The organism is Streptomyces sp. NPDC060031 (assembly GCF_042736805.1).
Classification (GTDB): domain Bacteria; phylum Actinomycetota; class Actinomycetes; order Streptomycetales; family Streptomycetaceae; genus Streptomyces.
Genome location: NZ_JBHWVM010000113.1, coordinates 1 through 20,993 on the forward strand (window position 1 = coordinate 1; position 20,993 = coordinate 20,993).

At 71.9% G+C, this 20,993-nt stretch carries 19 protein-coding genes and 1 pseudogene; 11 read left to right on the top strand and 9 right to left on the bottom strand.

Annotated elements, in window-relative coordinates; translation table 11 throughout:
- The first annotated feature begins 54 nt into the window (after positions 1–54).
- On the top strand, positions 55–408 hold the full coding sequence (locus tag ACFWB8_RS32765; RefSeq protein ID WP_385235463.1) for a cytidine deaminase: 354 nt from the start codon (positions 55–57) through the stop codon (positions 406–408).
- A gap of 4 nt (positions 409–412) precedes the next feature.
- Here the strand turns inward: ACFWB8_RS32765 and ACFWB8_RS32770 are convergent, their stop codons facing one another.
- The gene (locus tag ACFWB8_RS32770) at positions 413–1,741 is read right to left on the bottom strand and encodes an MFS transporter (RefSeq protein ID WP_385235466.1); all 1,329 of its coding nucleotides are present in this window, start codon (positions 1,739–1,741) and stop codon (positions 413–415) included.
- 70 nt (positions 1,742–1,811) lie between these two features.
- Here ACFWB8_RS32770 and ACFWB8_RS32775 point away from each other — a divergent pair, with 70 nt between their 5' ends.
- The 4 genes and pseudogenes from ACFWB8_RS32775 (at position 1,812) to era (ending at position 6,326) form a co-directional block, all read left to right on the top strand.
- Positions 1,812–2,855, top strand: coding sequence for a GlxA family transcriptional regulator (locus tag ACFWB8_RS32775; RefSeq protein ID WP_385235469.1), 1,044 nt, complete (start codon positions 1,812–1,814; stop codon positions 2,853–2,855).
- A gap of 157 nt (positions 2,856–3,012) precedes the next feature.
- Positions 3,013–4,338, top strand: a complete 1,326-nt coding sequence (locus tag ACFWB8_RS32780; RefSeq protein WP_385235509.1) for a beta-xylosidase — start codon at positions 3,013–3,015, stop codon at positions 4,336–4,338.
- Positions 4,339–4,562: 224 nt separating this feature from the next.
- Positions 4,563–4,874 (top strand): annotated as a pseudogene (locus tag ACFWB8_RS32785) (WxL protein peptidoglycan domain-containing protein); the annotation flags it as partial.
- 501 nt (positions 4,875–5,375) lie between these two features.
- Positions 5,376–6,326 carry a GTPase Era gene (era, locus tag ACFWB8_RS32790; protein WP_385235512.1) on the top strand — a complete coding sequence of 317 codons (951 nt, stop codon included), beginning with the start codon at positions 5,376–5,378 and terminating at the stop codon, positions 6,324–6,326.
- Between the two features lie 24 nt (positions 6,327–6,350).
- Here the strand turns inward: era and ACFWB8_RS32795 are convergent, their stop codons facing one another.
- From ACFWB8_RS32795 to ACFWB8_RS32810, 4 genes are all read right to left on the bottom strand, one after another.
- Positions 6,351–7,010: an SAM-dependent methyltransferase gene (locus ACFWB8_RS32795; RefSeq protein WP_385235472.1), complete on the bottom strand. Its 660-nt coding sequence runs from the start codon at positions 7,008–7,010 to the stop codon at positions 6,351–6,353.
- Positions 7,011–7,100: 90 nt separating this feature from the next.
- Complete coding sequence (locus tag ACFWB8_RS32800) at positions 7,101–7,937, bottom strand: GNAT family N-acetyltransferase (RefSeq protein WP_385235475.1); 837 nt, start codon at positions 7,935–7,937, stop codon at positions 7,101–7,103.
- Positions 7,938–8,015: 78 nt separating this feature from the next.
- Entirely contained in the window at positions 8,016–8,285 is a 270-nt protein-coding gene (locus ACFWB8_RS32805) for a protealysin inhibitor emfourin (protein ID WP_385235478.1), read from the bottom strand.
- Positions 8,286–8,295: 10 nt separating this feature from the next.
- Complete coding sequence (locus tag ACFWB8_RS32810) at positions 8,296–9,357, bottom strand: M4 family metallopeptidase (protein WP_385235481.1); 1,062 nt, start codon at positions 9,355–9,357, stop codon at positions 8,296–8,298.
- A 364-nt stretch (positions 9,358–9,721) separates the two neighbouring features.
- Between ACFWB8_RS32810 and leuA the strand changes: the two genes are divergently transcribed.
- The 5 genes from leuA to ACFWB8_RS32835 all read left to right on the top strand — a co-directional run bounded on the left by leuA (position 9,722) and on the right by ACFWB8_RS32835 (position 16,096).
- Positions 9,722–11,494 (top strand): 2-isopropylmalate synthase, encoded by a 1,773-nt coding sequence (gene leuA / locus ACFWB8_RS32815; RefSeq protein ID WP_385235484.1) that lies wholly within the window; start codon positions 9,722–9,724, stop codon positions 11,492–11,494.
- Positions 11,495–11,705: 211 nt separating this feature from the next.
- The gene (locus ACFWB8_RS32820; protein WP_385235487.1) at positions 11,706–12,401 is read left to right on the top strand and encodes a TerB family tellurite resistance protein; all 696 of its coding nucleotides are present in this window, start codon (positions 11,706–11,708) and stop codon (positions 12,399–12,401) included.
- Positions 12,402–12,919: 518 nt separating this feature from the next.
- Positions 12,920–14,431: a nucleobase:cation symporter-2 family protein gene (locus ACFWB8_RS32825; protein WP_385235491.1), complete on the top strand. Its 1,512-nt coding sequence runs from the start codon at positions 12,920–12,922 to the stop codon at positions 14,429–14,431.
- Between the two features lie 85 nt (positions 14,432–14,516).
- A complete protein-coding gene (recO, locus tag ACFWB8_RS32830) occupies positions 14,517–15,263 on the top strand; it encodes a DNA repair protein RecO (protein WP_385235494.1) in 747 nt (248 codons plus the stop codon).
- Between the two features lie 11 nt (positions 15,264–15,274).
- Positions 15,275–16,096, top strand: a complete 822-nt coding sequence (locus tag ACFWB8_RS32835) for an isoprenyl transferase (RefSeq protein WP_319723796.1) — start codon at positions 15,275–15,277, stop codon at positions 16,094–16,096.
- A 152-nt stretch (positions 16,097–16,248) separates the two neighbouring features.
- Here ACFWB8_RS32835 and ACFWB8_RS32840 read toward each other — a convergent pair whose 3' ends face one another.
- From ACFWB8_RS32840 to ACFWB8_RS32855, 4 genes are read right to left on the bottom strand one after another with little or no spacing between them, the layout of a single operon-like run.
- Positions 16,249–16,677 carry a transcriptional repressor gene (locus ACFWB8_RS32840; protein WP_323183433.1) on the bottom strand — a complete coding sequence of 143 codons (429 nt, stop codon included), beginning with the start codon at positions 16,675–16,677 and terminating at the stop codon, positions 16,249–16,251.
- Positions 16,678–16,728: 51 nt separating this feature from the next.
- A complete protein-coding gene (locus ACFWB8_RS32845; RefSeq protein ID WP_385235499.1) occupies positions 16,729–17,595 on the bottom strand; it encodes a metal ABC transporter permease in 867 nt (288 codons plus the stop codon).
- A complete protein-coding gene (locus ACFWB8_RS32850; protein WP_385235502.1) occupies positions 17,595–18,386 on the bottom strand; it encodes a metal ABC transporter ATP-binding protein in 792 nt (263 codons plus the stop codon). The genes ACFWB8_RS32845 and ACFWB8_RS32850 overlap by 1 nt, the downstream gene beginning before the upstream one ends.
- A 29-nt stretch (positions 18,387–18,415) precedes the next feature.
- A complete protein-coding gene (locus ACFWB8_RS32855; RefSeq protein ID WP_385235505.1) occupies positions 18,416–19,411 on the bottom strand; it encodes a metal ABC transporter substrate-binding protein in 996 nt (331 codons plus the stop codon).
- A 153-nt stretch (positions 19,412–19,564) separates the two neighbouring features.
- Here ACFWB8_RS32855 and ACFWB8_RS32860 point away from each other — a divergent pair, with 153 nt between their 5' ends.
- Positions 19,565–20,947 (top strand): glycine--tRNA ligase, encoded by a 1,383-nt coding sequence (locus tag ACFWB8_RS32860; RefSeq protein WP_385235507.1) that lies wholly within the window; start codon positions 19,565–19,567, stop codon positions 20,945–20,947.
- The last annotated feature ends 46 nt before the right edge of the window (positions 20,948–20,993 follow it).

Sequence of the window (20,993 nt, forward strand, 5' to 3'; positions counted from 1 at the left end):
GAGACAGGCGGGGCCGTTGTAGGCCCCGCCGACGCGCTCCATATGCTTCGGGGCATGACCGACAGCACGGGGATCGACCCCGAAGACAGCAAGATCATCACGCTGGCGCGCAGCGCCCGGGCCCGCAACGGCGTGCCCGAAGGGGCGGCGGTGCGGGACGAGACGGGCCGCACCTACGTCGCCGGGACCGTCGAGCTGGAATCCCTGAAGCTGAGCGCCCTGCAGACGGCCGTCGCGATGGCCGTGGCCAGCGGCGCCCGGTCCCTGGAGGCCGCCGCCGTCGTCAGCGCGTCCGACGCCCCCTCGGACGCCGACCGCGCGGCGGTCCGGGACCTCGGCGGCCCGGCCACCCCGGTCCTGCTCGCGGCCCCGGACGGCACCCTGAAGTCCACCACCCCGGCGGGCTGACCCCTCAGACGGCGGCAGGGACCGGGCGGCGGCGGATCACCATCGCCATCAGCGCGGCCATCGCGCACAGCGCCCCCGACGCGTACCAGACCATGTCGTACGTGCCGAACACATCGCGCGCCAGGCCCCCGAGGAAGGCCACCAGTGCCGCGCCCACCTGGTGGGAGGCCAGGACCCAGCCGAAGACGATCGCGCTGTCCTCCCCGTAGTGCTCGCGGCACAGCGCGATGGTCGGCGGCACGGTCGCGACCCAGTCCAGGCCGTAGAAGACGATGAAGAGCAGCATCGGCGGGTGCACCGACGGGGCCATCAGCATCGGCAGGAACAGCAGCGAGATCCCGCGCAGGGCGTAGTAGACGGCGAGCAGCCGGCGCGCCTCGAAGCGGTCCGTGAACCAGCCCGAGGCGATGGTGCCGACCACGTCGAAGACGCCGATCACCGCCAGCAGTCCGGCCGCCGCCGTCACCGGCATGCCGTGGTCGTGGGCCGCGGGCACGAAGTGGGTCTTGACCAGGCCGTTCGTCGAGGCCCCGCAGATCGCGAAGGTGCCCGCCAGCAGCCAGAACGGGCCGGTCCGGGCCGCCTTGAGCAGCACCGCCACCGCGCGCCGCGCCGCCCCCGGGACCGGCGCCGGCTTGGGCGCGTACGTCCCGCCGTACGGGGCGAGGCCCACGTCGGCAGGGTGGTCGCGCAGCAGCAGCCACACGAAGGGGATGACGGCCAGGGCCGCCAGCGAGACGGTGACGGCCGCCGGGCGCCAGCCGTGGTGTTCCGCCAGCCAGGACAGCAGCGGCAGGAAGATCAGCTGACCGGACGCGCCGGCCGCGGTGAGGATGCCGGTGACCAGGCCGCGCCGGGCGGTGAACCAGCGGTTGGTCACCGTCGCCGTGAAGGCCAGCGCCATCGAACCACTGCCCAGGCCGACCAGGACGCCCCAGTACAGCACCAGTTGCCAGGACGCGGTCATCCACACCGTGGCCACCGAGCCGGCGGATATGACGGTCAGGGCGAACGCGACGACCCGGCGGATGCCGAAGCGGTCCATCAGCGCGGCCGCGAAGGGCGCGGTGAGCCCGTACAGCGCGAGGTTCACGGAGACGGCGAAGCCGATCGTGCCGCGCGACCAGTCGAACTCGTCGTGCAGCGGCTCGATCAGCAGTCCGGGCAGGGAGGCGAAGGCGGCGGCGCCGATGATCGTCACGAAGGCCACGGCCGCCGCGAACCAGGCGCGGTGGATGCGCCCGGGCCGCCGGGGGCCGGTGGCGGAGGCGGGGGTGGGGGAGGGGGAGGGGGAGGCCGGGGCGGAGGCGGGGGTGGGGGCTGTCTGCGTCACGCAGTCAGCTTCCGGCGCGGGGGCCCCGTACGACAGTGGCCTGACCGACATGCTTCGGTACGATCGGGCCATGGAGCCCGAGCCCTCGCCCATCCCGGCACCCCGCGCGGCACCCCGCGCGCACCGGGTCGTCGTCCTCGCCCTCGCCGGGCTGCTGCCCTTCGAACTGGGCATCCCGCACCGGATCTTCGGGCGCGCCAAGGATCCGGCCGGCAGCCCGCTGTACGAGATCCTCACCTGCGGGCTCGCCCCGGGGCCGGTGCGCACCGACGCCGACTTCGCCGTCCACGTCGAGCACGGGCCCGAGCTGCTCGCCACGGCCGACACGGTGGTGGTGCCCGCCTCCTACGAGCTGGGTCCGGCGTACGAGCACGGGCGGCTCAGTGGCGAACTCGCCGCCGCCCTCGCGCACATCCGGCCCGGCACCCGGCTCGTCTCCATCTGCACGGGCGGGTACGTGCTGGCCGCCGCGGGGTACCTGGACGGCCGCCGGGCCACGACCCACTGGGCCTCCGCCGAGCACTTCCAGCGGACCTTCCCCGCGGTACGGGTGGACGCGGGCGTGCTCTACACCGACGACGGGGACGTGCTGACCTCCGCCGGTGTCGCCGCCGGCATCGACCTGTGCCTGCACATCGTGCGCCGCGACCACGGCGCGGCCGTCGCGAACGATGTGGCCCGGCGCACCGTCGTGCCGCCCCACCGGGACGGCGGGCAGGCGCAGTTCATCGACCGCCCGGTGCCGCAGCCGCAGCTGGCCAGTACGACGGCGGCCCGGGCGTGGGTGCTGGACCGGCTCCACGAGCCGCTGCGGCTCACCGACCTGGCCCGGCAGGAGGCCATGTCGGTACGGACCTTCACGCGCCGGTTCCGGGAGGAGTCGGGGGTCAGCCCCGGCGAGTGGATCGTCGGGCAGCGGGTGGAGCGGGCCCGGCGGCTGCTGGAGCAGACGGACCTGCCGATGGAACAGGTGGCGCGGGAGACGGGCTTCGGGACGGCGCAGTCGCTGCGCAAGCACGTGCAGGCGGCGCTGGGGGTGAGCCCGACGGCCTACCGGCGCACCTTCCGCGCGGGCGCGGGCCCGACGCGCGGCCCGGGGCCCGGGGCCCCCTGACCATCCCATCTCCTGATGGGACATCAGTTGCTGCCAGATCCGTGCATTGACTTATCCCGCCGCCCGCTCGTGAATGTCCCCCTGGCGGGGCGCGGAACCCAGGGGGCGGGCAGTGCGAGCAGGGACGCGGCAGTGGAGATGGTCGGCGGCCGTCGGCATGGCCGCACTCGCGGCAGGGGCCGCGGGCGCGCTGAGCGCGCCGGCCGCCGCCGAGGGGGAAACGCCGCCGGGGCAGGTGGAGTTCCCGAGCCATTGCCTGCCTCCGCAGGAAGCCGGGCTGCCGCCCGCCGACGGGCCCACCACGGCCCGGATCACGGTCGACGACCCGCAGCCGCGCGTCGGCGACACCGTCACCGTGACCTACCAGGTGGCCAGGACCCCCGCCGTGAACCCCGTCGGCGGTGAGCTGCCCGCCGACGTGCTGACCCCGACCGGGGTGATCGTGCTCGGGGGAGCACAGAACGGCCGGGTCACGGTCGTCGGGGCGAAGCGCAACGAGCCCGTCGGGGCGGGCGCGGCCCTGCCCGGCGTCACCATGACCGGGACCTTCACCGTCACCGCGCCGGGCGGGATCACCCTCGCCCCCGGCGGCTACACCCTGCACACCAGCCACCTCCTCGACCTGGACACCACCTGCGAGGCCGCGAGCGACACCGCGGCCCCCGTCGCCGAACGGCTCACCGCCGCCCCGCTGCCCATGGCCAACCTGCGGGGCGTCTCGCTCGGCGCGGCCTCCGGGAAACCGGGCGCCAAGGTCAAGGTCACCGGCGCCGGCTTCGCCCCCGGCGCCGCCGTGAGCGTGGCCGGGCGGGCGGGCGCGGCCGAGACCGCCGACCGGGTCACGGCCACCGCCGACGAGCTGGGGGTGGTCCTGGCGGAGCTGCCGGTCACCGACAGGGCGACCACGGGCGTGGTGGCGTACGAGGGCGCGGCCTGGTCGGCGGGGCAGGGCTCGGGGCCCGCCGCGTACACCGTCATCGACGCCGCCCCGATGCCGCCGGGCACGCAGAAGGTGACGGCGGTGGTGGAGCCGGGCGCGCTGAAGGTGACGGCGGTGGTGGAGCCGGGCGCGCTGGGCATGACCCAGGCCGGCGAGAGCGTGACGCTGGGCGCGGTCCCGTACGGCGACGGCGGCGCGGCCCCCGGGCGGATCGGGACCGTGACCGTCAAGGACGCCCGCGGGGGCCCGGCCGGGTGGTCGCTGATCGGCAAGGTCACGGACTTCACGGGTCCGGGCGGGGTCCGCATCCCGGGGGCGTCCCTGAGCTGGACCCCGTCCTGCACGGCCGCCGCGGGCAGCCCGAGCGCGTGTACGCCGGGCAGTGCGGGTGTGGTCGGGCCGGAGGGTGCGGTGCTGGCGTCGACCGCGGACGCCGCGCTCGTCGGCGGGACGTTCACGGTGGACGCGACGGTCGCGCTCCGGATCCCGCCGTACACCGCGCCGGGCGCCTACACCGCGGTGCTGACCCTGACCCTGTCGTGACGCCGCCGCGCCGACCCGCCGCCCCTGCACCGCCGCGCGCCCGTGCCCTCGAACGCCGCACGGGCTGCTTCGCGGCCTCGCCGGGCTTCGAGGCGCGGGGTCCGCGGCGGAGCCCGGGGAAGTGGGCCGCACGGGCCGTGACCGCCGTCGCCGCCGTGCTGGTCGGGGTCGGGCTGTTCGGCGCGGCCGGGCCGGCCGCCGCCGCGGACAACGGCCAGTGGTCCGTGCTCCCCGCCGCCAACACCGTCGGCCAGCGGCCGTACTTCTACCTCTCCGCCGCCCCCGGCGCAGCCGTCAGCGACTCCGTCACCGTCACCAACCGCACCGACCGCCCCCGCACCTTCCGCCTCTACGCGGCCGACGCCTACAACACCGCCCGCGACGGCGGCTTCGCCCTGCGCGGCCCCGACGAGCCCCGCCGCGCCACCGCCGCCTGGGCCCGGCTCGACCGGGAGCGGGTGACCGTGCCCGCCGGCGCGGCGGTCAGCGTCGGCTTCACGCTCACCGTCCCCGACCGGGCCGAGCCGGGGGACCACCCCGGCGCCATCGTCGCCCTGGAGGACCAGCCCGCCGCGGCCAGCGCGCGGGGGATCGGCGTGCAGCAGGCCGTCGCCGCCCGGCTGTACCTCCGCGTGACAGGCCCCACCGCCCCCGCCCTCGCCGTCGAGGACCTCCGGGTCACGCCGCACGGGACCGGCGCGGAGGTCTCGTACACCCTGCACAACCTCGGCAACGTCACCCTGCGCCCCCGCGCCACCCTCACCGCCTCCGCAACCCTCGGCCGCCGACTCCTCGACCGCACGATCACCGGTCTTCCGTCCGAACTGCTGCCGGGCCGCCAGGTGCGGCTCACCACCGGCTGGGCGGACCCGCCAGCGGTGGAATGGGCCCAGGTCACGGTGGTGGCGGGGGCCTCGGGGACCAGCGCCCGGGCGAGCGCCGACTACGCCGCACACCCCTCCCTGACGGCCTGGCTCGCGGGCGCGCTCGCCCTCGCGGCGGTGGCCTGGTCGGCGCTGGGAGCCGCATCGGGGAGAATGGCCCGTATGAGCGATCGTTCCCCCGAGTCCACCAGCCCGCACCGTGCGGGCTTCGCCTGTTTCGTCGGCCGCCCCAACGCGGGGAAGTCGACCCTGACCAACGCACTCGTGGGCACCAAGGTCGCGATCACCTCCAACCGGCCGCAGACCACCCGCCACACCGTCCGCGGCATCGTGCACCGCCCCGACGCCCAGCTCGTCCTGGTCGACACGCCCGGCCTGCACAAGCCGCGCACGCTCCTCGGCGAGCGGCTGAACGACGTCGTGCGCACCACCTGGGCCGAGGTCGACGTCATCGGCTTCTGCCTGCCGGCCGACCAGAAGCTCGGCCCGGGCGACAAGTTCATCGCGAAGGAGCTCGCGGGGATCAAGAAGACCCCCAAGATCGCCATCGTGACGAAGACCGACCTGGTCGACTCCAAGCAGCTCGCCGAGCAGCTCCTCGCGATCCACCAGCTCGGCGTGGAGCTGGGCTTCGAGTGGGCCGAGATCGTCCCGGTCTCGGCCGTCGGCGACAGCCAGGTCCAGCTGCTGGCCGACCTGATCGCGCCGCTGCTGCCGGAGAGCCCGCCGCTGTACCCGGAGGGCGACCTCACCGACGAGCCCGAGATGGTGATGGTCGCGGAACTGATCCGCGAGGCCGCCCTCGAAGGGGTACGGGACGAGCTCCCGCACTCCATCGCGGTCGTGGTGGAGGAGATGATCCCCCGGGAGAACCGCCCGGCGGACCGCCCGCTGCTCGACATCCACGCCAACGTCTACATCGAGCGGCCGAGCCAGAAGGGCATCATCATCGGCCCGAAGGGCTCCCGCCTGAAGGAGGTCGGCATGAAGTCGCGCAAGCACATCGAGGCGCTGCTGGGGACGCCGGTCTTCCTCGACCTGCACGTGAAGGTCGCCAAGGACTGGCAGCGCGACCCCAAGCAGCTGCGCAAGCTCGGCTTCTAGCCCTAGCGGGCGGGACGGCCCCCTTCAGGCCGCCCGCCGCAGCTTCAGCACGTTGTTCGTATGGGTCCCGGGCCGGCCTTCAGGGTCGGTCAGGGCCTGTACGTGCTCCTCCGCGACCAGCACCGTCCAGGCGCCCTCCGGCAGTTCCAGCTGCGCGAGGACCTGCTCCGGGGTCGGGAAGTCGATCTCCGAGTGGGCGTCCGGGTCCCAGGACGGCCCGCCCGCGTGGCCGACCACCAGCAGGACCCCGCCGGGGGCCACGGCGGCGGCGGCCGACCGCAGGATCCGGGCGCGCGGGAAGTCCCCGTAGCTGTGCAGGAAGCACGCCGAGACGAGGTCGAACTCCCCCACGGGGAAGGACTCGGCGAAGTCGTGCCGCTGCCAGTCGACGCGGCCGGCGACCCCCGCCTCCGCCGCGTGCTCCGCCGCCCGCCCGAGGGCGACCTTCGAGATGTCGGCCCCGGTGACGTGCCAGCCCCGGCGGGCCAGCCAGACGGTGTCGGCCCCCTCGCCGCAACCCAGGTCCAGGGCCCGGCCGGGTACCAGGTCCTCGGCCTCCCGGACCAGGAGCGCGTTGGCGTTGCCGCTCCAGATGCGGGTGCTCTCGCTGTAGCGGCCGTCCCAGAACTCCTCGCCGCCGGCGGGCTCCGCGGCGGGGGCATGGGCGTGTTCGTGCTGGTGCATGGGGAGCCTTCTTCCTCTACGGGGCTGATGCCTCCGATGCTCCGCCCGCCCGGCCCCCCGGGCAAACCACGTTGCCGTTCCGGCAAACCGCTACAGCGGCGGCTCCGCGATCAGGGCCGTACCGGCGCGCCGGAAGCCGAGGCGGCCGTAGATCCGGGCCACGTCCTCGTCGCCCGCCGAGAGGAACACGGTCCGGGCCCCGTGCGCGAGGGCGTCCGAGACGAGCGCCGCCGTGACCGCGAGGGCCAGGCCGCGCCGGCGCGCCGCGGGGAGCGTTCCGACACCGACGACCTCGGCGACCTCGTCGACCGGGTTGTACTGGCCCGAGCACAGCACCACGCCGCCCTGCGCGGCCGCCGCCAGGACGGTCCGGCCCGACGCGATCATCCCGGAGACCATGGCCCGGCGCGGCTCCACCGAGGGGTCCTGCGCCGCCACGGCCAGCTCCGCCGGACCGGCCTCGCCCACCGCCGTGCCCGGCGCCGCGAAGGCCAGCATCGGGACCGTCACCGCCGCGCCCAGCAGGGCGTCGTCCGCGCCGAGCACCCGTACGTCCGGATGCGCGGCAGGGAGTCCCGCGGAAGCCGCGGCGGGGTCCAGCACCATCAGCGGGTGCGCGTGGACGTGCAGCCCGGCCGCTTCCACCGCGGCCCGCAGGGAGGGAGTGGTTTCGGCCACCCACTCGAAGGACTCGGGGACCTTCAGCTCCCGTTGACGGGCCAGCACCCGCTCCACGTCGGCCACCGAAACGTCCGGGGCGTCGGCGCGGGCCCGGGAGTCCAGCAGGGGCCGCGCGTAGTAGGGCCAGCCCGCACCCTCCTGGACGAACAGGGTCAGCGGTCCGATGTCCTCGGCCCGTGCGCCGCCCGCCCGCGGGGCCGTGTCGTAGTAGCGCTCCAGCGTGGACAGCAGTGTCTTCTCGGTCATTCGAGCCATCCAAGCAAGACGGAGCGTCCGGGGCACCTCCATTAACGGAGGGTCCCCGGCCGCGCGGCGTCCGCGCGCCTACGCGCCCTCCTTCAGCACCCGCGATATCAGAGTCCGCTGGGCCTCCGTGAGGTTCGGGTCCTGGCAGAGCACCGTCCGCCCGTCCACCGTGATCCGGTACGAGAACCCGTCCCGCACCCGGTCCGCCGGGGGGCCCGGAGGGGCGGGCCGCAGGGCCTGCCGGGCCAGGGCCCGCCACTCGTCCTCGTCGGGCAGGCCCGAGGCGTCCACCTCGGCCCGGCGCTCGATCCCCGCGAAACCGCCCGTCCGCACCACCGAAATCCGCATGCCCGGCCTTCTACCCCAGGCCGACCGTCGACCACGCCTTCTGCAGGGCCTGGTGCTCGGCGCCGCCTTCCCCGTACCGCGCCACGGCCGCCTCGACCGTCAGCCGGGCGAAGTCCGCGAACTGCGCCGTGGGGGCCAGCCGCCCGCCCGTCAGGGTGTCGTACCAGACCTGCCCGGCCCGCTCCCAGGCCTTGCCGCCCAGCTCGCTCGCCACGAGGTAGAAGGCGTGGTTGGGGATGCCGGAATTGATGTGCACCCCGCCGTTGTCGCGCGTGGTGCGGACGTAGCCGTCCATCGTCGCCGGCTGCGGGTCCTTGCCGAGCACGTCGTCCTCGTACGCCGTCCCGGGCGCCTTCATGGACCGCAGGGCCTGGCCGCGGTCGACGCCCGGTCCCAGCAGCCCGGCGCCGATCAGCCAGTCCGCCTCGGCGGCGCCCTGGTCGAGCGAGTACTGCTTGATGAGGGAGCCGAAGACGTCGGACATGGATTCGTTGAGCGCGCCGGACTGGCCGTGGTACTCCAGGTTCGCCGAGTACTGGGTGACCCCGTGCGTCAGCTCGTGCCCGATGACGTCCACCGAGACGGTGAAGTCGAGGAAGAGGTCGCCGTCGCCGTCGCCGAACACCATCTGGCTGCCGTCCCAGAAGGCGTTGTTGTACAGCCGGTCGTAGTGGACGGTGGCGTCGAGGGGCAGGCCGGCGTCGTCGATCGAGTGGCGACCGAAGGCCTTGAGGTACAGCTCGAAGGTCGCGCCGAGCCCGGCGTAGGCACGGTTGACGCTGACGTCCTTGCTCGCGTCCCCGCCCTCGCCGCGCACCTTCTTGCCGGGCAGCCGGGTGCGGTGCTGGGCATCGTAGATCGTCCGCTCCGGCGTCTCGGGCGGCGTGGCGCCCGGGGCGGGAACGAGGGCGGCCAGCTGCCGCCGGACGCGGTGGGAGGCGTCCAGTTCGAGCGTGTTCCGCGCGGCGGCGGCCCGCTCGGGGAGCTCGGACCGGGCGATCCGGTCGAGGATGTGCGGCGGCACGACACCGCAGAAGACGGGCCGGCGGCGGGAAACGTGGGAGGCATCCATCCCGGCAATGTGGCAGCACGTGACGCCGGTGTCACTATCGGCGACCATGATTCATTCCCACGTCTGAAACTGGCCGTCGCATTGACGGATCGACCTGACCTCTGGGCGCCAAAAGAGGCGTAGCTCACAAAAGGGTGTAAATCGGACCCCTGGGTCTTGCATACTGGAACAGGTCCTCGCGATACGGCGCGGCTCGGTTAGGCTCGGCCCATCATGCGTTTCGGGCTGCTTCTCCTTAGCTGCCGCGGCGAGGGTCTGTAGTCGTAGGCCGGCCCCCTCCCCGCGGAGTTTGGTGTTGCGGTTTTTACGACCGCCGTCGGCCGTCCCAGCGAACTACACGCGGACACGCGAGGAGCCCAACGCCATGAGCCAGCAGCCTTTTGTCGGTCGCCCCACGCCCATCACCAACGCGACCCACTCCCAGAAGCCCTCCGGGATGCCGATCCACAAGTACGGCCGGTACGAGCAGGTGGACATCCCGGACCGCACCTGGCCGGACGCCCGCGTCACCAAGGCTCCGCGCTGGCTGTCGACCGACCTGCGCGACGGCAACCAGTCGCTGATCGACCCGATGACCCCCGCCCGCAAGCGCGAGATGTTCGACCTGCTGGTGCGCATGGGCTACAAGGAGATCGAGGTCGGCTTCCCGTCCTCCGGCGACACCGACTTCGCCTTCGTGCGCTCCATCATCGAAGAGGGCGCGATCCCGGACGACGTCACCATCTCCGTACTGACCCAGGCCCGCGAGGACCTGATCGAGCGGACCGTGGAGTCGCTGGTCGGCGCCAAGCGCGCCACCGTGCACCTGTACAACGCGACCGCCCCGACCTTCCGCCGGGTCGTCTTCCGCGGCTCCAAGGAGCAGATCAAGCAGATCGCCGTCGACGGCACCCGCCTGGTCATGGAGTACGCCGAGAAGCTGCTGGGCCCCGAGACCACCTTCGGCTACCAGTACAGCCCGGAGATCTTCACCGACACCGAGCTGGACTTCGCCCTGGAGGTCTGCGAGGCCGTCTGTGACGTCTGGCAGCCGGCCGAGGGCCGCGAGATCATCCTGAACCTGCCCGCCACCGTGGAGCGCTCCACGCCGTCCACGCACGCGGACCGCTTCGAGTGGATGGCCCGCAACCTGACCCGCCGCGCGCACGTCTGCATCTCCGTACACCCGCACAACGACCGCGGCACCGCCGTGGCCGCCGCCGAACTGGCCCTGATGGCCGGCGCCGACCGCATCGAGGGCTGCCTGTTCGGGCAGGGCGAGCGCACCGGCAACGTCGACCTGATCACGCTGGGCATGAACCTGTTCTCCCAGGGCATCGACCCGCAGATCGACTTCTCGCAGATCGACGAGATCCGTCGCACCAGCGAGTACTGCAACCAGATGGAGGTCCACCCGCGCCACCCCTACGCGGGCGACCTGGTCTACACCGCCTTCTCCGGCTCCCACCAGGACGCCATCAAGAAGGGCTTCGACGCCATGGAGGCCGACGCGGCCGCCCAGGGCAAGACCGTGGACGACATCGAGTGGGCGGTCCCCTACCTGCCCATCGACCCGAAGGACGTCGGCCGCTCCTACGAGGCCGTCATCCGGGTCAACTCGCAGTCCGGCAAGGGCGGCATCGCGTACGTCCTGAAGAACGACCACAAGCTGGACCTGCCGCGCCGCATGCAGATCGAGTTCTCCCGGATCATCCAGGCCAAGACCGACGCCGAGGGCGGCGAGGTCACGCCGAAGGCGATCTGGGACGTCTTCTCGGACGAGTACCTGCCCAACCCCGAAAACGCTGGGGCACGATGGGGGCGCATCCAGCTGCGCTCCGGCCAGACCACCACCGACAAGGACGGCACGGACACGCTGACCGTCGAGGCGGTCGTGGACGGCGTGGAGACTGTGCTGAACGGCACCGGCAACGGCCCGATCTCGGCCTTCTTCGACGCGCTGGCCGGCATCGGCATCGACGCCCGCCTGCTGGACTACACCGAGCACACGATGAGCGAGGGCGCCTCCGCCGTGGCCGCCTCCTACATCGAGTGCGCGATCGACGGCCGCGTCCTGTGGGGCATCGGCATCGACGCCAACACCACCCGCGCCTCCCTGAAGGCGGTCATCTCCGCCGTCAACCGCGCGGGCCGCTGATCCGCCGCTTCCGTCAACCCCGTCCCTCCCTCCGGAGGGGCGGGGTCGCGCCGTGTCAGGGCGGGTTTGGAGCCCCTCCGGACGGGGGCGCAGATCGGCCAAGTACGGGTGCCGGCGGATGTTGTCTCGTCACACGCCTGACGCATCCTCACCGATGTGGCTAACATCACGCCAACCCGGCGATGTTGCCGGAGGGTTACGGAGGTGCGACGTGCTGCCAGTTCGGGGTGGGGACGGCCGGAAGCTGACGGTCTGGGGCATCCGTACCACCTGGAGCACCGTGGGGGACGGGGAGTTCTTCTGCCCCGACTGCGGTGGCGACCGGAACTACCGCCGGCGCACCGGGCGCCGCCGGTTCACCGTCCTCGGGGTCCCGCTGCTGCCGCGCGGGTACGCCGGGCCCGTGGTGGAGTGCCAGGGCTGCCGGCAGCGCTTCGGCACCGACGCGCTGGACCACCTCACCACCACCCGCTTCTCCGCGCTGCTGCGCGACGCCGTGCACACCGTGGCCCTGGCCGTGCTGGCCGCCGGCGGGACCGCCTCGCGCAGCGCGCTGGAGGCCGCCGTGGGGGCCGTACGGGCCGCCGGGTTCCAGGACTGCACCGAGGAGCAGCTGGAGTCCCTCGTGGAGGCGCTGGCCACCGACGAGGGCCGGCTCGGGCTGTACGACGGCCCCGAGTGCTGCGGGGCCGCGCTGTCGATAGAGCTCCACGAGGCGCTGGAGCCGCTGGCCCCGCACCTGGCTGCCGCGGGGCGCGAGTCGATGCTGCTGCAGGGCGCTCGCATCGCGCTCGCGGACGGGCCGTACATCCCGGCCGAGCGCGAGGTGCTGGCCACGGTGGGCGCGGCGCTGCGGATCGACTCGGACGAGGTCGCGCGGCTGCTCTCCGCGGTCCGGGCGCCGTAGCCGTACGGGGCCGAAACCGCTCGGCCGGACGTAACGATCCGGCCTCGCAGCCCCGGTTTCGAGCCCCTCGCGGGCCGCGGGGTCCTCGGAGCCGAGCGCTGCGGGCCCGGGGGGTCCACGCCTCGGACGCCCGGAGCGCTGCGTTCGGGTTTGCGCGGCCGAACGTCCGCAAGCCCCTTATCCGCACGTCAGTCCGCCCCTGCTTCGCGTTCGCGCAGCGGGGCGGGCGCTTGGCGTGCCCTCGTGCGTACTCCATGGCCAGGACCCCCGCCACTGGAAAAACCTCCAGACATGGGATCGCCAAACGTCAACACTTTGTAGAAGTCGACGATATCTGTGAGGACCCCCACAGGCGTTCAATTCCGGTCACACGACGAGACGCCGCCGGTAACACAGCGGGGCTTCGATTCACGTGAATTCACTGACAACCCTGGCGGACCAACGGGTTAGCGACCCACTCCGAGCAGGGATGACCAGATCTCTTCTCGTTACCTACCTCATTGAAGGGCAAGGCAGAGATGGCACGTGTCGCCGCCCGGCTTTCCGTCAGCGGAGAGCAGAGCACGCACCCGGTCGACGAGGTGCTCCCCCTCCCCAAGCTCGCGCTGTACGGCTTCCAGCACGTACTCGCCTTCTACGCCGGCGCGGTGATCGTCCCGATCATCGTGGGAGGCGCCCTCGGGCTCACCACCGAGCAGCTGGTCTACCTGATCAACGCCGACCTGTTCACCTGCGGCATCGCCTCGATCATCCAGGCGTGGGGCATCGGCCGGGTCGGCGCGCGCCTGCCCCTGATCCAGGGCGTCACCTTCACCGCGGTGTCCCCGATGATCGCCATCGGCCTCGGCGCGGGCGGCGGGACGGCGGGCCTGCTCGTCATCTACGGCGCGGTCATCACGGCCGGCATCGCCACCTTCGCCTTCGCCTGGCTGCCCCCCAAGGCCTTCCGTACGGTCATGAGGCTCTTCCCGCCGGTCGTCACCGGCACGGTCATCACCGTCCTCGGCATCGTGCTGATCCCCGTCGGCCTGGGCGACGCCGCGGGCGGCGTCGGCAGCCCCGACTTCGGCGACCCCCAGCACTTCGCCTACGCCGGCGGCACGATGCTCTTCATCCTCGTCCTGATGAAGCTCGGCAAGCCGTTCCTCTCCAGCATCTCCATCCTGCTCGGCCTGGTCGGCGGCACCGTCGTCGCCTTCCTGCTCGGCGACGCCAAGTTCGGCGACGTGAGCCACTCGGACTGGATCGGCATCACGACCCCGTTCCACTACGGCGCCCCGAAGTTCGCGTGGTTCCCGATCCTGCTGATGCTCATCGTCATGCTGATCACCATGGTCGAGACCACCGGTGACACGTACGCCGTCGGCGACATCGTCGGCAAGGAGATCGACAGCGAGACCGTGGCCCGCGCCCTGCGCGCCGACGGAGCCGCGACCGCCCTCGGCGGCGTCCTCAACTCCTTCCCGTACGTGGCCTTCGCCGAGAACGTCGGCCTGGTCCGCATGACCAAGGTCAAGAGCCGGTTCGTCGTGGTCGCGGCCGGTGTCTTCATGATCGTCCTCGGTCTGATCCCGAAGGCCGCCGCGATCGTCGCCGCCGTCCCGCACGGAGTGCTCGGCGGCGCGGCGACGGTGATGTTCGCCATGGTGGCCCTGGCGGGCATCCAGACCCTGGCCAAGGTCGACCTCAAGGAGGAGAAGAACGCGCTCGTCGTGGGCGTCTCCCTGGCCTTCGCGCTGCTGCCCGCCACGGTCCCGGTGCTCTTCAAGGACCACATGGACGCGGACCTCTCCTCGCTCCTCAACAGTGGTGTGACGCTCGGTGCCACGGCCGCGATCGTCCTGAACCTGATCTTCAACGGCCTCGGCAAGGACGACGCGCACAGCGTCCCCAGGGTCGAGCTGCCCGCCCAGGCGGCCGCCCCGGCCGAAGCCGAGACGGTCGCCGAGGCCGCCGTCGGCGTCGCGGTCGCGGCCACGGCCGGCGGCGAGAAGGCCGAGGCGGACGACGCGTCGACACCCGCGACCTGAGCCTCCCAAGGGGTGACGGCCCTCCGTCCGGACGCGTGTCCGGACGGAGGGCCGTCACCGTGCCCGCACAGGCGACAATGGGCGCATGAGTCTGTTCCGCGACGACGGCATCGTGCTGCGCACCCAGAAGCTGGGTGAGGCGGACCGCATCATCACGCTGCTGACCCGGGGCCACGGCCGGGTGCGGGCCGTCGCCCGCGGGGTCCGGCGCACCAAGTCCAAATTCGGCGCCCGGCTGGAACCTTTCTCCCACGCCGACGTGCAGTTCTTCGCCCGGGGCAGCGAGCTGATCGGCCGCAGCCTCCCGCTCTGCACCCAGACCGAGATCATCGCCCCGTACGGCAACGGCATCGTCACCGACTACGCCCGCTACACCGCCGGCACCGCCATGCTGGAGACCGCCGAGCGCTTCGCGGAGAACGAGGGCGAGCCCGCCGTACAGCAGTACCTGCTGCTCGTCGGCGCCCTGCGCACGCTCTCGCGCGGCGAACACGAGCCGCACCTCATCCTCGACGCCTTCCTGCTGCGCTCCCTCGCCGTCAACGGCTACGCGCCCAGCTTCGAGGACTGCGCGAAGTGCGGGATCCACGGCCCCAACCGGCACTTCTCCGTCGCCGCGGGCGGGGTGATATGCGGCGACTGCCGGGTGCCCGGCTCCGTCGTACCCTCGTCGGAGGCCATCGCCCTGCTGAGCGCGCTGCTGACGGGCGACTGGGGCCACGCCGACGCCTGCGAGGCGCGTCACGTGCGCGAGGGCAGCGGGCTGGTCTCCGCCTATTTGCACTGGCATCTGGAACGCGGGCTACGCTCCCTGCGTTACGTCGAGAAATAGGAGCTGGGCACATGGCACGACGCGGGATTCTGGGACGCTCTCGCCGGGAGTACAAGGTTCCCGAGCCGCACCCGTCCGGTGAGCGCCCGCCGAAGATCCCCGGCGAGCTCGTCCCGAACCACGTCGCGGTCGTCATGGACGGCAACGGACGCTGGGCCAAGGAGCGCGGCCTGCCGCGCACCGAGGGCCACAAGGTCGGCGAGGGCGTCGTGCTCGACGTGCTCAAGGGCTGCCTGGAGATGGGCGTCAAGAACCTCTCCCTGTACGCCTTCTCGACGGAGAACTGGAAGCGCTCGCCCGACGAGGTGCGCTTCCTGATGAACTTCAACCGCGACGTCATCCGGCGCCGCCGCGACGAGATGAACGAGCTGGGCATCCGCATCCGCTGGGTCGGCCGCATGCCGAAGATGTGGAAGTCGGTCGTCCAGGAGCTCCAGGTGGCGCAGGAGCAGACCGTCGACAACGACGCGATGACCCTCTACTTCTGCGTGAACTACGGCGGCCGCGCGGAGATCGCGGACGCGGCGCAGGCGATCGCCCGGGACGTGGCGGCGGGCCGGCTGGACCCGTCGAAGGTCAACGAGAAGACCTTCGCGAAGTACATGTACTACCCGGACATGCCGGACGTGGACCTGTTCCTGCGGCCCAGCGGCGAGCAGCGCACCTCCAACTACCTGCTCTGGCAGAGCGCGTACGCCGAGATGGTCTTCCAGGACGTGCTGTGGCCGGACTTCGACCGCCGCAACCTCTGGGCGGCGTGCCTGGAGTACGCCCAGCGCGACCGCCGCTTCGGCGGCGCGGTCCCGAACCAGCCGGAAGGCCCCAAGGGCTGACGGCCGCCGTGGGGCTCGGCCGCCGCGGACGTCACCGTCCGGGCGGCGGAGCCGTACGGGTCACGTGGTGATCCGCTCCGGCAGGCGCAGCGTGACGGGGTCGCCCGCCTCCGCGCATCCGCAGCCGCCCGGATTCATGGCCGGGCCGGGTGTCAGCCGGCGGCCGCGCAGTCGGCGCAGGTGCCGAAGATCTCCACCGTGTGGGCGACGTTCACGTAGCCGTGCTCGGCCGCGATGGACTCGGCCCACTTCTCCACCGCCGGGCCCTCCACCTCGACCGCCTTGCCGCACTTGCGGCAGACCAGGTGGTGGTGGTGCTCGCCCGTGGAGCAGCGCCGGTACACCGACTCGCCGTCGCTGGTGCGCAGCACGTCCACCTCGCCGGCGTCCGCGAGGGACTGGAGGGTGCGGTACACGGTGGTCAGCCCCACGGAGTCGCCGCGGTGCTTGAGCATGTCGTGCAGTTCCTGGGCGCTGCGGAACTCGTCCACCTCGTCCAGAGCCGCCGCCACGGCCGCCCGCTGCCGGGTGGATCGTCCTCGTACTGGCGCGGTATTCATCTCGCCAGGCGCAGTCGCCACCGGTTCCTCCTCGTATCGGCCTGCCGCCATTGTGCCAGCCCGCCAGGCCGTCTAGACCTTCACGTCGTCGCGCGTGCAGACCTCTTCGGCCGCACGTGCCGCTCTGGCGCGGCGCCGGGCCAGCGGCGCCGACAGGGCCGTCATCACGATGAAGACGGCGATGGCGAGCAGCACGATGGTGCCGCCGGACGGGGCGTCGATGTAGTACGTCGTCACGGTGCCGGACAGCGAGACCAGCACGCCGATGACCATGGCCACGGTCAGGGTCCCGGTGAACCCCCGGGTGACCCGCTGGGCGGCTGCGACGGGGATCACCATCATGGCGCTGACCAGCAGCAGGCCCACGATGCGCATGGCCACGGTGACGGTGACCGCCGCGGTGACGGCCATCAGCAGGTTCAGGGCGCGCACCGGCAGGCCGGTGACCCGGGCGAACTCCTCGTCCTGGCAGACGGCGAACAGCTGCCGGCGCAGGCCCAGGGTGACGGCGAGGACGAACGCGGCGAGGATCACCACGGCCGTGATGTCCTCGGCCGAGACGGTGGTGATGGAGCCGAAGAGGTAGCTGGTCAGATTGGCGGTGGAACCGCCCGGCGCCAGGTTGATGATCATGACGCCGCCGGCCAGGCCGCCGTAGAAGAGCATGGCGAGCGCGATGTCGCCGCTGGTCTTGCCGCGGGAGCGGATCAGTTCCATGCCCACCGCGCCGATGACGGCGACCAGGGTGGCCATCCACACCGGGCTCGTGTTGAGCAGGAAGCCGAGCGCGACGCCGGTCATGGCCACGTGCCCGATGCCGTCGCCCATGACGGCCTGGCGCCGCTGGACGAGGTACGTGCCGATGGCGGGAGCCGTGAGGCCGACCAGCGCGGCGGCGATCAGCGCCCGCTGCATGAAGGCGTAGTTCAGGAGGTCCATCAGCTCAGCAGTCCCGTCCGCAGGGGCTCGGCGTCGTGCGCCGCGTGGGGGTGTACGTGGTCGTGGCCGGGCAGGGCGTGCTGGCCCACGGCCTCCGGGGGCGGTCCGTCATGGACGACGCAGCCGTCGCGCAGGACGACGGCGCGGTCGATCAGGGGCTCCAGCGCGCCCAGCTCGTGCAGGACGAGCAGGACGGTGGAGCCGGCGGAGACCTGCTCGCGCAGCGCGTTCGCGAGGACCTCCTGGTTGGCGAGGTCCACGCCGGCCATCGGCTCATCCATGATCAGCAGCTCCGGCTCGACGGCGAGTGCCCGGGCTATGAGCACGCGCTGGTGCTGGCCGCCGGAGAGCGCGTTGACCGAGGCGTCGGCGTACGCGTCCATGTCGACCAGGGCCAGGGCGGCCTCGACGGCGGTTTTGTCGGCCTTGCGCAGGAGCCCGAAGCGGCTACGGGCCAGCCGCCCGGAGGAGACGACCTCCCGGACGGTGGCGGGGACGCCGCTGGCGGCGGTGGTGCGCTGCGGGACGTACCCGATGCGCGACCAGTCGCGGAAGCGCTTGAAGTCGGTGCCGAAGAGGGACAGGGCGCCGTCGCTCAGCGGGACCTGGCCGACGACGGCACGGACGGCCGTGGACTTGCCGGAGCCGTTGGCACCGAGCAGCGCGACGACCTCACCGCGGCGGACGGTGAGGTCGATCCCGCGCAGCACGGGGCGCGAGCCGAGCGAGGCCGTGGCCCCGCGCAGGGATATGACGGGCTGGTCGTCAGCCGGTCGGGGCGTGGACTGCATGGCTCGCGCCTCCGTTGCTGCTGCTGTCATTACTTGGTTCCGAGCGCCTTCTGCAGGTTCTTCAGGTTGGACCGCATGACCTCGAAGTAGTCAGCGCCCTGGGACTTGTCGCTCATTCCCTCGAGCGGGTCGAGGACGTCGGTCTTCAGGCCGGTGTCCCGGGCGAGGGTCTTGGCCGTCTTGTCGCTGGCCAGGGTCTCGAAGAACACGGTGGAGACATTGTCCTTCTTCGCGATGGCCTGGAGTTCCTTCATCCGGGCCGGGCTCGGCTCGGACTCGGGGTCGACGCCGGAGATGCCCTCCTGGTCGAGGCCGTAGCGCTCGGAGAGGTAGCCGAAGGCGGAGTGCGTGGTGATGAAGGTCTTGGACGCCGTGTTCTTCAGGCCGTCCTTGAACTCGGTGTCCAGCGCGGTCAGCTTGGCGAGGAGGTCATCGGTGTTCTTCTTGTAGTCCGCCGCGTGGTCGGGGTCGGCCTTCTCCAGGGCCGCGCCGACTCCCTTGGCGATCTCCGCGTACTTCGTGGGGTCGAGCCAGACGTGCGGGTCCTCGCCAGACTCGCCGTGGTCGTGGCCGTGGTCATGGTCGTGGCTGTGGTCCGCGCCTTCGCCCTCGGCCGCGTGGTCGTGGCCCTCGTGGCCGGCGGCGGAGTGGACCTCGAGCTTGGTCAGGGTGGCGGCGTCCACGATGTTCTTCACGCCGGACTGGGCGACGGCCTTGTCCACGGCGGGCTGCAGGTTCTTGAGGTAGAGGACGACATCGGCTTCGCCGAGCTGCGCGGTCTGCTTCGGGGTGATCTCCAGGTCGTGCGGTTCGACGCCCGGCTTGGTCAGGGTGTCGACCTTCACGTGGTCCTTGCCGATCTGTTCGGCGAGGAACTGCATCGGATAGAACGACGCCATCACGTCGAGCTTGCCGTCCTTGCCACTGGCGGCGTCGGCTGGGCCGGAGCAGGCGGTGAGGGCGGCGGCGCCGAGGGCAACGGTTCCGGCGAGGGCGGTGGCGGGTATGAGGCGTCCTACGTTCATGACATCCATTTTCATCAAAGATGGAAACGATTGTCAAAAACCCTGATGGGAGGACCGGGCCGGTGCCGTGGAAGGGATCCGATTTGAAAGGGGAGGTGCGGGCGCCGGTAACCTAAAGGCTTCGCCGTTCGTCCTCGTACTGAAGAGAGCACCGTGGCCGCCGACAAGATCGACACCATCGTCAGCCTGAGCAAGCGCCGTGGCTTCGTTTTCCCGTGCAGTGAGATCTACGGCGGCTCTCGGGCTGCCTGGGACTACGGCCCGCTCGGTGTCGAGCTCAAGGAGAACATCAAGCGCCAGTGGTGGAAGGCGATGGTCACCGGGCGTGAGGACATCGTCGGCCTCGACTCGTCCGTGATCCTGGCCCCCGAGGTCTGGGTGGCCTCCGGCCACGTCGGGACCTTCTCGGACCCGCTGACCGAGTGCACCTCCTGTCACAAGCGCCACCGCGCGGACCACCTTGAAGAGGCGTACGAGGCCAAGCACGGCCGTGTGCCCGCGAACGGCCTCGCCGACATCAACTGCCCCAACTGTGGTGTGAAGGGCCAGTTCACCGAGCCCAAGCAGTTCTCCGGCATGCTGGAGACCCACCTCGGCCCGACCCAGGACACCGGCTCCAAGGCGTACCTGCGCCCCGAGACCGCCCAGGGCATCTTCACCAACTTCGCCCAGGTGCAGGTCGCCTCGCGCAAGAAGCCCCCCTTCGGCATCGCGCAGATGGGCAAGTCCTTCCGCAACGAGATCACGCCCGGCAACTTCATCTTCCGCACCCGCGAGTTCGAGCAGATGGAGATGGAGTTCTTCGTCAAGCCGGGCGAGGACGAGCAGTGGCAGGAGTACTGGATGCAGGAGCGGTGGAACTGGTACCGCGACCTCGGCATCCGCGAGGAGAACATCCGCTGGTACGACCACCCGAAGGAGAAGCTGTCCCACTACTCGAAGCGCACCGCCGACATCGAGTACCGCTTCAACTTCGGTGGCAATGAGTTCTCCGAGCTCGAGGGCGTGGCCAACCGCACCGACTTCGACCTCAAGGCCCACTCCGCCGCCTCCGGCCAGGACCTCGTGTACTTCGACCAGGAGTCCAAGGAGCGCTACACCCCGTACGTCATCGAGCCGGCGGCCGGCGTCAACCGCGCCATGCTGGCCTTCATGCTCGACGCGTACAACGAGGACGAGGCCCCGAACGCCAAGGGCGTCATGGAGAAGCGCACCGTGATGCGCCTCGACCCGCGCCTGGCCCCGGTCAAGGTCGCCGTCCTGCCGCTGTCCCGCAACCCGCAGCTGTCGCCGAAGGCCAAGGGCCTCGCCGCCGACCTGCGCAAGTTCTGGAACATCGAGTTCGACGACGCGGGCGCCATCGGCCGCCGCTACCGCCGCCAGGACGAGATCGGTACGCCGTTCTGCGTCACCGTCGACTTCGACACCCTGGACGACAACGCGGTGACCGTGCGCGAGCGCGACACCATGAAGCAGGAGCGCGTCTCCCTGGACCAGATCCAGAGCTACCTCGGCAGCCGTCTGCTCGGCTGCTAGGACGCCCCCGTACGAAGACCGGTGGCCCGGTGCGCACTGCGCCTGT

Excerpts from the sequence above, each read along its gene's own strand:
- ACFWB8_RS32765 (WP_385235463.1), top strand. The coding sequence starts at position 55 with ATGACCGACAGCACGGGGATCGACCCCGAAGACAGCAAGATCATCACG.
- ACFWB8_RS32775 (WP_385235469.1), top strand. The coding sequence starts at position 1,812 with ATGGAGCCCGAGCCCTCGCCCATCCCGGCACCCCGCGCGGCACCCCGC.
- ACFWB8_RS32780 (WP_385235509.1), top strand. The coding sequence starts at position 3,013 with ATGGCCGCACTCGCGGCAGGGGCCGCGGGCGCGCTGAGCGCGCCGGCC.
- era (WP_385235512.1), top strand. The coding sequence starts at position 5,376 with ATGGCCCGTATGAGCGATCGTTCCCCCGAGTCCACCAGCCCGCACCGT.
- ACFWB8_RS32795 (WP_385235472.1), bottom strand. The coding sequence starts at position 7,010 with ATGCACCAGCACGAACACGCCCATGCCCCCGCCGCGGAGCCCGCCGGC.
- ACFWB8_RS32800 (WP_385235475.1), bottom strand. The coding sequence starts at position 7,937 with ATGACCGAGAAGACACTGCTGTCCACGCTGGAGCGCTACTACGACACG.
- ACFWB8_RS32805 (WP_385235478.1), bottom strand. The coding sequence starts at position 8,285 with ATGCGGATTTCGGTGGTGCGGACGGGCGGTTTCGCGGGGATCGAGCGC.
- ACFWB8_RS32810 (WP_385235481.1), bottom strand. The coding sequence starts at position 9,357 with ATGGATGCCTCCCACGTTTCCCGCCGCCGGCCCGTCTTCTGCGGTGTC.
- leuA (WP_385235484.1), top strand. The coding sequence starts at position 9,722 with ATGAGCCAGCAGCCTTTTGTCGGTCGCCCCACGCCCATCACCAACGCG.
- ACFWB8_RS32825 (WP_385235491.1), top strand. The coding sequence starts at position 12,920 with ATGGCACGTGTCGCCGCCCGGCTTTCCGTCAGCGGAGAGCAGAGCACG.
- recO (WP_385235494.1), top strand. The coding sequence starts at position 14,517 with ATGAGTCTGTTCCGCGACGACGGCATCGTGCTGCGCACCCAGAAGCTG.
- ACFWB8_RS32835 (WP_319723796.1), top strand. The coding sequence starts at position 15,275 with ATGGCACGACGCGGGATTCTGGGACGCTCTCGCCGGGAGTACAAGGTT.
- ACFWB8_RS32845 (WP_385235499.1), bottom strand. The coding sequence starts at position 17,595 with ATGGACCTCCTGAACTACGCCTTCATGCAGCGGGCGCTGATCGCCGCC.
- ACFWB8_RS32850 (WP_385235502.1), bottom strand. The coding sequence starts at position 18,386 with ATGCAGTCCACGCCCCGACCGGCTGACGACCAGCCCGTCATATCCCTG.
- ACFWB8_RS32855 (WP_385235505.1), bottom strand. The coding sequence starts at position 19,411 with ATGAACGTAGGACGCCTCATACCCGCCACCGCCCTCGCCGGAACCGTT.